Origin of the sequence: Virgibacillus sp. AGTR, assembly GCF_016919725.2 — a bacterium.
Taxonomy (GTDB): Bacteria; Bacillota; Bacilli; order Bacillales; family Amphibacillaceae; genus Virgibacillus; species Virgibacillus salarius.
This window is the reverse complement of sequence record NZ_JAJERH010000029.1, coordinates 37247-47726: the sequence shown is the minus strand read 5'-3', so window position 1 is coordinate 47726 and position 10480 is coordinate 37247. Positions and strand designations below refer to the sequence as shown.

9 protein-coding genes and 3 pseudogenes are annotated in these 10480 nt (G+C 34.3%); 11 read left to right on the top strand and 1 reads right to left on the bottom strand.

Annotated elements, in window-relative coordinates; translation table 11 throughout:
• Positions 1 to 459 precede the first annotated feature (459 nt).
• The 4 genes and pseudogenes from JUJ52_RS12215 to JUJ52_RS12200 all read left to right on the top strand — a co-directional run.
• A pseudogene (locus JUJ52_RS12215) lies at positions 460 to 939 on the top strand (sigma-70 family RNA polymerase sigma factor); the annotation flags it as partial.
• Positions 929 to 2005, top strand: a complete 1077-nt coding sequence (locus tag JUJ52_RS12210; protein WP_228088983.1) for a DUF4179 domain-containing protein — start codon at positions 929 to 931, stop codon at positions 2003 to 2005. The pseudogene JUJ52_RS12215 and the gene JUJ52_RS12210, both read left to right, overlap by 11 nt.
• A gap of 206 nt (positions 2006 to 2211) precedes the next feature.
• The gene (locus tag JUJ52_RS12205; protein WP_121605194.1) at positions 2212 to 2499 is read left to right on the top strand and encodes a hypothetical protein; all 288 of its coding nucleotides are present in this window, start codon (positions 2212 to 2214) and stop codon (positions 2497 to 2499) included.
• A 201-nt stretch (positions 2500 to 2700) separates the two neighbouring features.
• Positions 2701 to 2868, top strand: a pseudogene (locus JUJ52_RS12200) (hypothetical protein); the annotation flags it as partial.
• 158 nt (positions 2869 to 3026) lie between these two features.
• Here JUJ52_RS12200 and JUJ52_RS12195 read toward each other — a convergent pair.
• Positions 3027 to 3920, bottom strand: a complete 894-nt coding sequence (locus tag JUJ52_RS12195) for a LysR family transcriptional regulator (RefSeq protein ID WP_166530944.1) — start codon at positions 3918 to 3920, stop codon at positions 3027 to 3029.
• Positions 3921 to 4071: 151 nt separating this feature from the next.
• Between JUJ52_RS12195 and JUJ52_RS12190 the strand changes: the two genes are divergently transcribed.
• From JUJ52_RS12190 to JUJ52_RS12160, 7 genes and pseudogenes are all read left to right on the top strand, one after another.
• Positions 4072 to 5139 (top strand): NAD(P)H-dependent flavin oxidoreductase, encoded by a 1068-nt coding sequence (locus JUJ52_RS12190; protein WP_166530945.1) that lies wholly within the window; start codon positions 4072 to 4074, stop codon positions 5137 to 5139.
• Between the two features lie 20 nt (positions 5140 to 5159).
• A pseudogene (locus tag JUJ52_RS12185) lies at positions 5160 to 5558 on the top strand (YbfB/YjiJ family MFS transporter); the annotation flags it as partial.
• On the top strand, positions 5550 to 5939 hold the full coding sequence (locus JUJ52_RS12180) for a YbfB/YjiJ family MFS transporter (protein WP_226983659.1): 390 nt from the start codon (positions 5550 to 5552) through the stop codon (positions 5937 to 5939). The pseudogene JUJ52_RS12185 and the gene JUJ52_RS12180, both read left to right, overlap by 9 nt.
• 803 nt (positions 5940 to 6742) lie before the next feature.
• On the top strand, positions 6743 to 7336 hold the full coding sequence (locus JUJ52_RS12175; protein WP_026680532.1) for a DUF1062 domain-containing protein: 594 nt from the start codon (positions 6743 to 6745) through the stop codon (positions 7334 to 7336).
• Positions 7337 to 7395: 59 nt separating this feature from the next.
• Positions 7396 to 7866, top strand: coding sequence for an SRPBCC family protein (locus tag JUJ52_RS12170; protein WP_026680531.1), 471 nt, complete (start codon positions 7396 to 7398; stop codon positions 7864 to 7866).
• Positions 7867 to 8124: 258 nt separating this feature from the next.
• Positions 8125 to 8796, top strand: coding sequence for a hypothetical protein (locus tag JUJ52_RS12165; RefSeq protein WP_228088982.1), 672 nt, complete (start codon positions 8125 to 8127; stop codon positions 8794 to 8796).
• Between the two features lie 251 nt (positions 8797 to 9047).
• Positions 9048 to 10322, top strand: a complete 1275-nt coding sequence (locus JUJ52_RS12160) for a hypothetical protein (protein ID WP_026680529.1) — start codon at positions 9048 to 9050, stop codon at positions 10320 to 10322.
• The last annotated feature ends 158 nt before the right edge of the window (positions 10323 to 10480 follow it).

The window sequence follows — 10480 nt, the reverse complement described above, 5'->3', positions numbered from 1 at the left end:
AAATAGATAACTATTTGAAAAACCCATAATATATAGGTTTTCCTGTATATCTCGGGTTACTTTTACTATTCTTTAAAGGGTGCATTCATAACCCATTCTACAAAACCCATACGAAGCATAGAAGAATTCATATTATTTAGCCGTTTTGGTATTTTTAAGTTTAGAATCATATTTTATGAGCTCAATCATAGATTTTTTGAACTTGGTTTCAATTCGTTAATAATTAGTCTTCTCTGAAATGTTTTCTATGTGTAACCCAACTACCCCATTCCTGAACTAAGGCAATTTTCTTCTTAGGCATTCGGACTTAATAGAATAGATTACTGTTAGGAATCTCAACTTAGGGATTCCTTTTTTATTGAAACGTTTTAGGCTTATTATGAGTCTAAGTATTAAACGGGGGGAGGAAGCAAGTTGCAACAGAGTGAAATAAAAAAAGCCATATGAGGAAACAACAAAGCTTTTCAGGAATTAATCCAAAAAGAAAAAAACAAGTTATACCGCATGGCCTATTTGTATGTGAAAAATGAAGCTGATGCATTAGATATCGTTCAGGAAACCATATACAAAGCTTACGTATCTATGAAAACAATAGAGAAAACAGAATATTTTTCTACGTGGCTAACTCGAATTTTAATTAATGAGGCTTTGGATTTCATTCGGAAACATAAGAGAATGATTCCTACTGAAAAAATGGAGGAGCAGTCTACAACTGAATATAATGAGCTTGAGGGAAGCATCGACTTGATTGAAGCAATTAACCGTCTTGAAGTGCAATATAAGACAGTTGTTATTTTACGATATTACAAGGATTTTACAATTAAACAGATTGCCGAAACGCTAATATGTCCTGAAGGAACAGTAAAAACACGGTTACACCGTGCTGTAAAAAAATTAAAAGTAGATTTGAAGGAGGGGGAAACGATAAATGAAAAATGAACTACCGGATTTCAAGAAGCATGTTGATCAAATAGAAGTTCCTGGAAAGAAATTAGATCTTGCTGTTGAAAATGCCATTAAACGTGGTAAAAAGAAAAACTGGAGTTTCGGCAAGAAAATTACATTTTGTAGTAGTGCTGCTGCTATCGTATTTTGTTTGTTAATTGGGTCAGCTTTTATTTCCCCGACTATGGCAAAAGTGATGTCAAATATTCCTTATCTGGATCAAATTTTACAAAGTATGGAGCAAACCGAAGATCGGAAGGATAGAGTGGAAAACCTGAGAATTAAAACATATGAAACTTTGACGGATGACAATAATTATGAAGGTGTGAAAAATGTTATCATGTCTTGGCTTTTCTCGTCCGAACCGCCAAAATTTACTGTTACGGTGAAGGACAAAGAATATCAACAAGAATATGGCCATGAAATAAAGCAAATGATCAAAGAGCTGGCTCAATCCTATAACATTGACAAGGTTAAAGTAGAAGTAGAGGTGCAAGAGAAAGGATTGGGTAATGTAAGTAAAAAACAAATGGAGCTTACTAATCAATTATTTAAAATAACCGAGGAAGTACTGAAACAAGAAGGTTATAACTTTAACATTATGAGTATAAATCATTCAAAGAATAGTATTCAAATAGAAATTAAAGCAACTGAGCAGCAATATAATAAAAATAAGGGCGAAATGGAAAAACTTGTACATGATACAATTTATGCGAAGACGCAATTAGATTTAAAAATTGAAGTAACACGGAAGAGCGAATCAGAATTAAGAGATGAGAGCTGGCAGCAGATTTTCACATCCGTTATGGATGAGTCGCATAAAGAATTCAATGAGGTGACCGGATTTGCTTATTCCTTCCATCCAAAACCACTTGAAATCATTTTGAAAACTTCTTTATCACAAGGTAAACAAGATCAAAAGGTAGCTGAAGAAATTGCTAGGTATGCAAAACAAATTGTTAAAGTAAGTAGAAATGAATTATCAATTGAAAAGATTCCTTATAAAATAATAATACGTGATAAGGAACAAGAAAATATGTATGAGATACAAGTGAAATAAGATTAGATAGAGATCGGTATCAAGTTTGGAAAAGAACTGTGACGGCATTGCTGTAAAGTTCCAGATTGTGGAATATGCTATACTAAAACTATTATAGGTGGGGGGTGAAGTGGGAAATCATATATGGCACCCCGAATAAATGACAATTTTCAACAATAGTCTTTTTTCTTATAGCCAGTAACATTTCGTGTAAAGGGGGATTAAAGATGCAAGAGTTACTACAATCATTCTTAGAGGATGAAATTTCTGATCAGGAATTTTATGATGGAATCATTGATTTTGTATATTCCTTCAATATTAGAAGTGGAGAATATGAATGTAATCGATTTGTTATTAAAAAAATGGACCATTTAAACTTTATTATATTTGATGAATATGTAATTGATGACAAAAGAGAAATTCATAATTCCGTATCAATACATAAGAATAAATTCATAAAACTGGTCAATGAATTTGCAAAAAAGCAAGGGATTATAATAAGAAGTTCTTTTTAAGTAATCGAACACGCTTATCTGAAATAAGGAAAAGCGTCATTCTTTTTGAAAAGGTCCAGAATGCTAAACAAACAGGAAGTGTGGTGGTGTACTAAATGCAAAATGTAAGAACTATAACAAGTAATTTACCTGAGCAGTATACATAAATCCTTGGTAGGTGTATATAAACCGATTGAAACCGAAAACTGTAATACTGAATATGGAATAAGTGGTAATTTAGGTTTTAATACATACCTTATTTCAAATGCTACAGCAGCGTTTGGTTTGAAAGACCAAAATGATAGATATTATGATGCAGAAATTATACACAATATATCTCTAGCTACATTGAATGACGAATTTGCCATACGCTATGATAGCCACCTATAGGCAACAAGAATTTTGGATGCTTGAACTGATCAATGTTTCCTCTAATTCTATAAATAGGTTGGATCCATTCAAAAATTTTAAAGGTTAATGGAAAACTTCTTGAAAAAATGAGAAACTGGCTAATTGATTTAAAAGAAAACTAATAGGTGTGAATTAAATTATGATGATGTTAGGACTTTGTTTAAGCATACGCTTGAATGTATAACTGATACAAATTCGCGGAATGCGGATGTTTTAACGATATCTTTATGATTAATAAACCTTGTTGTAATCGTCCCGTATTCTGCTGGTAGTGTAAAACGTGTGATATCTCCATCCTTGTCAAGCTTGTCAGCTACTGGCTTTGTTAGAAGCGAAATGCCTAATCCGGCTTTGACACAGCCTATTACACCATCCAAGGTGTTTAATTCCATCATATTGGTTGGCCTAATTCCTTTTGAATCCAGCCAGTTTTCCAATATATCTCTGTAAAAACAACCCGACTTAAACACAATGAATGTTTGATTGTTTAGTTGGTCAAAATCTATGCTAGTGAGGATATTTTTCTTTGAAACCAAAACCAACTCTTCTTCAACAACCTCAATTTTCTCCAACTCTGGATGATTAACTTCCCCTGCTACAAAGGCTCCTTCAATTTCGCGTTTCAAAGTTGCTTTTATTAGATCTGCTGTGGTACCGGTTTGAAGAGACAACTCTACCTGTGGGTATTGTTTATGATAGGAAGACAAAATATTTGGTAACCGAGTAGCTGCTGTTGTTTCCATTGAACCAATGGACAACGTTCCATTCGGCTTATTGCTGCTCTTTAACGTTTTCTCAACATCATTCATTAGACGTAGAACCTTTTCTGCATAAGTAAAAAGAATCTCGCCAGTAGCGGTTAGATTCACACCATGTTTATGACGATAGAATAGTGTGGTCTCATAATTCTTTTCAAGTCGTTTAATTTTTGCAGTCACATTGGATTGAACAAAATTTAGACTCTTGGCCGCTTTCGTAATATTGGCTTCCTTTGCAACTTCCGTGAAAACACGAAGATCTTCCAAATTCATGACTAACATCCCTTTTGATTTCAGATATCAATATTTTTGATGACAAGCAATAAAAAACATCATTTTACGTGTGGTTTTACTCCAATTATAATCAAGATATAGGATTTTGGAAACCCTTTTAATTATTACCATTGTAAGGAGGAATAATGATTTGTGGCATGAGAACGAGATTACTAGGAAACTAGACATTCAATATCCGATTATTCAAGCAGGAATGGCAGGGGGGACTACGACACCGGAACTTATAGCTTCTGTTTCCAATGCTGGGGGACTTGGGACTCTAGGTGCTGGTTATATGAACCCGAAACATATGAAGCAAACCATTCAGAAAATCAAAAAATTAACGAATCGGCCTTTCGGAGTCAATGTCTTTATTTCTGAAACACCGAATGTATCCGAAAAGGAAATTGAAAAAGCCAATGAATTATTGCGTCCCTTTCGCAAAGAATTAAAATTAACGGAACCGAAAGTTACAAAACCGTTGACCCATTTATTTGAAAAGCAAATGGAAATTATTTTAGAAGAACGGGTGCCTGTTTGCAGTTTTACATTCGGCGTTCCTTCTAAAGAAGAAGTTCAACAGTTAAAACAGAAAGGTACTATCGTTATGGGGACAGCAACTACTGTTAAAGAAGCAATGATCAATGAAGAACACGGTATAGATATGGTCGTTATGCAGGGAAGTGAAGCTGGAGGTCATCGTGGAACGTTTTCGGCATCATTTGATAAGGCCATGATTGGAACGATGGCGCTTATCCCGCAAACAGTTGATCATGTCAATATTCCGGTAATTGCCGCAGGAGGCATAATGGACGGGAGAGGTGTTTTGGCTTCTCTTACACTGGGAGCCCAAGCCGTTCAAATGGGAACCGCTTTTGTTACCAGTTTGGAAAGTGGAGCGAATAAGCAACAAATCGAGGCGATTTTGACCAGCACCGAGGAGCATCCAGTCATCACTTCGGCATTTAGTGGTAAACCAGCAAGAGGGATTCAAAATGAATTTATCACGAAAATGGCTCCATATGAACGGTCCCTCCCAGGTTACCCGGTGCAACACACATTGACCAAACAGATTCGAAGTGAGGCAGCCAAACAAAATAGACCGGAATGGGTCCATCTTTGGAGCGGTCAAAGCCCTCGATTAAGCAAACGAAAATCCGCTGCTTCCATAATTGCAGACATCGTTTCTCAAGTTGATGATCTTGTGAAATACAGATAAGGAAAAAGGGGAGATATTGGATGAGACCTGTTTATGCACTAGTAGCTGGAATGGCTTCTTTAATGATTGTTATGGGGATCGGAAGAATTGCTTACACTCCTATTCTTCCCTTTATGCAACACGACGTCCATTTATCCGAAAAGATGGCCGGGTATTTAGCCTCCTCTAATTATCTCGGTTATCTTTTCGGCGCATTGGTTGCCAGCTTTTATAGTTGAAAAAAAGGAAAGGCGTATTATTTAAAGTTCTATCTGGTTATTAACATTATCACGACCATCCTAATGGGGGTAACTTTCAATTCTGTATTTTGGTTGATCTTGAGACTGGTTTCCGGAATAAGCAGTGGACTTGTATTTGTTTTAGCTTCTGGAATTGTGTTAGAAACGCTTGAAGCTCATAAACGTCAATCCTTGTCGGGCATTTTTTATGGTAGTAACGCTTTGTATGGAGCATTCACAGCCCAGATCCTTGGAGTCATACTACCGGTTCTGACGCACAGTGCTGTTGGTGTTTTTCTAGGAGCCTTTTTATTCGAAGGAACATTTATGGGAATTACTACTTTGACTGTATCTAAAGGGGAAAGCTTATCCTTTCAAAATAGCAACAAGACGATTGGATACTTAACAGCTTCATACGGGATCGGACAAATTATAGGTCCCATCATTGCAGGGATGTTGACATACCGTACTAGTGATTATAATGGAGCGCTAATTTTTGCATCAGTGATTTTGTTAGTAGGTATAATTTTATTGTATATTGGTAATTACAAACAGGTTGGACAAAAAGAAGCTTTCAGCTAATGGTTCGTTAATGCAGGGTATGTTGGATTACGATAGGATCCCGTAGGGGCTCTGGTTACCAAAATGATTTGAAAACCAAAAAGTTGAACAGTTTAATAAATGTTATACCGAAAGGACTTACAGTTAATTTTCCTCAATGAGCCATTGAATTGAAAAAGTTTTGAGTATATAGAATCCGATTAAGTAGGTATTTACTAAAGATAACGGCAAATAGATAATGTTGGGCCGCCCGATTAATGTCGTCTTTCGTTTTAGAATTAATCTAAAACTTTTTGCTTCTTATTTTTGATGCAGCTAACAACATTTACAAGTAAATAACGGCTATAAGATTGAGTATGCTTAATGTTAGACTTGATGGATTGGACCAGAAAATCATGCAACTTTTCATAAGTTAAGATTTTTATATTTTGCTATGTTTTTCTTTTCATCATTTTATCTGCTTACCAAAAGGAATATAGCAATGAATATAATACTGATGATTCAATTATTATTTAAATATTAGAAATTATTGATTTAAAACATAAAAGTGGTATACTATATACAGGAGAAATACGGAAGGTGGAATTGGATTTGCCAGCATACTTGTAATGGTTGAGTAACTAAATAGTACATTTCTTTTTTTGAACATGATTGTTCAATCACGGGAGAAGTGTGCCTATTTTTAACCATTACAGGGAACGCAGGATAGTCAGTTGTTTTAATTCCAGCGGGATACCTATAAGGTATTCCGCTTTTTTAAATGGGAAATCTTTCTCCATTCAACCGTTGTTGCGTTCCTCTGAATAATTAGGAGGATCGTGTGTATGAGTTTTCATCATTTATTTACTTATGAGATCATTGCTCTGGAAACACCTTATATAAAAAGAAATTGTAGTAAATGTAAAACGAACACAGAATTTTATTGTAGTGAGAAATTCAGGATGAATGCAAATCAGAAATTAGTTGATATTTGGCTTATTTATAACTGTATACATTGTGAGGGAACTTGGAATTACCCTATTTTATCGAGAGTAAATATCAATAAAATTGAGTCTACGCTCATTCAAAAGTTTATGAATAATGATAAAGAGACAATTTGGTACTATGCTTTTCAAATCAACCAATTAAGAAAGCTATGTAATGATGTAGATACAGATATACGGTACGAGTTAAGAAAAGAAAAGCTCAATCCACTATCTAGCGAAGTCACTATTAGAATTTGCTATAAATATGATTTTGGTCTTAGAATAGATAAACTAATAGCAGAAATCTTTGCCATTTCAAGGTCAAAAGTAAATGAATTGTCTCAGAATGGAACTATTTTACTAAATCCAAACATTAAAATGAAGAGCAAGGTTATAGATGAGTTACAAATTACAGTCATTGGTGATTGGTACAAAGTTGATGCTTTGACATAATATTCCATTATCGTTGTTATTAGAAATAATAAGAAACATTCTAAATAAGGGGAATATAGATGCCGACTATTAAACATAAACAATTTATAAAAACGTCTGTAGAAGTATGCTTTGACCTTGCAAGAAACGTAGATATACATCTTGAAACCACAGCAAAAACAAATGAAAAAGTGGTAGATGGGGTGACTGGAGGATTATTAGAAGAAAGTGATACTGTCACATGGGAAGCTACTCATTTTGGTATTAAACAAAGACTAACAGCTAAAGTGACAGATATGAAGAAGCCTAACGAGTTTGTAGATATTATACTAAAAGGCGCTTTCAGTTCCTTCACTCATACACATCAATTTGTAAAAGAAACAGGAGGGACCCTTATGATAGATACTTTTGAATACAAATCCCCATTCGGTATTCTTGGAGTGGTGGCCGACAAATTATTTTTGGAAAAATACATGAAAAGGTTTATAGATACTCGTGCTAAAGAACTAAAAAGAATTGCTGAAAATAACGAATGGCTCATTCAACCATAGGGCCTCGTTTTAGAAGAACTCACTCAAAATAATTAAATGAGAATTATATCATCAAATTAATACCAAGTTTTTAGGAGAAATGATGATTATGTTTATTGGTTCAACAACATTCGGATTTATGGAACACATAGGCTATGTAACGTCTGTAGAATTCAAGAAGCTGACTTATACTTTTTGTCCAGTTTAGTGTTGACATTACAAAAAGTGTTTTCTCCCTATTGTTTAGGAATAGATTTACAGAAGAAAGGTAGTGTAATGATGAAAAATAATCATAAATTTGTAATGATAATGTTTACAGTACTATTAGTTATATTAGCTGCTTGCGGAAACTCATCTGAGGATTCAAATGCTAAATTAAACAACGAGTTAACAGATAGTCACGCAACGCAGAATACAAATGGCAACTCATCTGAACACGAAGATACACAAAATGCATCAAATATCAAACCAGAGACAGGAACGGATTCTGCTGATGGCACAAACTTTGAACAGGAAGTGAAAAAACATAATAACTCAACAGGGGAACAAAGCCAAGAAGAACCTTTGGAAGAATATGTTCCAAATGAAGATGAAATTGTATTAAATAATAATCATTTAAAAAATAAAGATATACTTGAAGCGTTTATGAAAGTCGCTGGAGAAAACGGTGAAAGTGAAATTAGAGTAGTGAAGAACGAAGGGGTCAAAGGTGTGCTTATTTATGATTTGAAATCAAGGTATGATAAAGATGCCAAGCAGGGATGGATTGAGGTTTTTCCAGATTTGAGTCACTATAGAGCATCAAATAATGAAGTACAAGACGTTTTTAATAATGCGCGTCAGCAATGTGGATATATTTCAAAAGATGAGACAGAAGGGTATTATAAATTGAATGAATGTAGAACTCATTGGGAATATCGGTTGCTTCCAATTATTAATGAGGATGGATAGTATGAAACTTATAGGTATTGCAAATATCACTGGTTCTTTCTGGATGTAGAATTTTGGATAACCATAGCCTTTTACTATTACGACATTGTTATGTATTTACGCACACGACCTGTTAGAAGTTCTTAAATGTCATTTATTTTTCCGCAAAGGGGCGCAAATCTGATATAACGATGCGACAACTGTTAATTAATAGAGCCAGATAGTGGTATAATTTTTTAAAACCATATACACAAGTTGTAGGGGAGAAGTAAATGAATAGTAAAATAAAAGAATTAATTGATATTACAAAAACGAAATTTGGCTTAGATAACTACTATTTAAAAAGACACGGACTTAATCGGTATGTAAATATCTTCAACGAAACCGTATATACATTATCGATGGAATGGTTTCCTGATCATGTACAAGAACCAGAGGATGATTCTAATCCGGAAGGCACAGCAGTTATTGAAGTCAACGTCTATTCTCATAAGTTTGTTAGCGCTATTTTTGTAATGGATAAGACATATGCAAATAACGGAATTAGCTTTGCAGGTCTTCATACAAACGACATCATAAAATGGATGGAACAGGAAACTGGATTAACTTATGGGAGACAATTGAAACTTCATAAGGAAGAGGAAGGGAGACTTCTATTTAAAGAAGTAATTGATGGGGTTAGTGTTTCTCCGGCTGGCTCTGTTGAAATAGAATTTGACGCAGAAGGGAAGCTGACTTTTTTTGCTGTTCATGGCCAATTTCCTTCTAAGGAGATTATAAAAGAAGAAACATATACACTCTCTTTTGATAAGATAGAACATTTGGCAAAGGAACAATTGAAGTTGATTGAATTTCCTTCACATGAACAAAAAAGATTAATTCCTACATATGGAGTAGAAGAAGTTTATATTACCAATGATCAAATGACGGCGATTCCATTTGAATTTATCGTTGATGTAAGATCCTATATAAACATCGATAGAACCATTTTTTTGGATAAGAATAAGACAATTAAAAAACCATTTAAAAGACAAGAAATTAGCTGGACTGAAGAGGTAACTGCAGAACAAGCATTTTCATCTGAGCCAAGTCCTGATTCTTGTCCGATTACTAAGAAAGAGCAAGAGAAGTGTTTATTAGCAGTCAAAGACTTTTTACTTCAAAAGTATCCAAATGGCTCAGGAAGTTGGATTCTCAAAATGCTGTACCGTGACAGAGGTTATATTCATGCAATTTTAAGAGCAAAAAAACAAGTTAATTACGTATTTCAAAGAAAACTTATTGTCATAATTGATGCCAACAGCTTTCGATCCATAAATTATGTAGATAACAAACCGATGTTGGATATCTTTGACCAATTTCAAGCATCAGATGAAGCCACGATTGATAAGGAGGAGGCATATAAAAAATTAAAAGAACTATACGAGTTAAAGCCTTATTATGTATATGACTTCGAAGAGAAACAATATGTTTTGTGTGGTAAATTAGATTGTCAATATGGGGTGAATGCAAGCAGTGGCAAAGTCATTGCGTTAAATGATTTGTGAACCAGAAAAGTACATATTGTAGGTTGGGAGGTAAAGGTATCGGATCCCTCTTCAATAGGGTTTTTATGGAAATTATCCAAATCCACAAAAATTTGAATTGAATCTTCTTTATATATATCTATCTAAATATGGTATAATTAGGGAATGTTTTGAAGTGG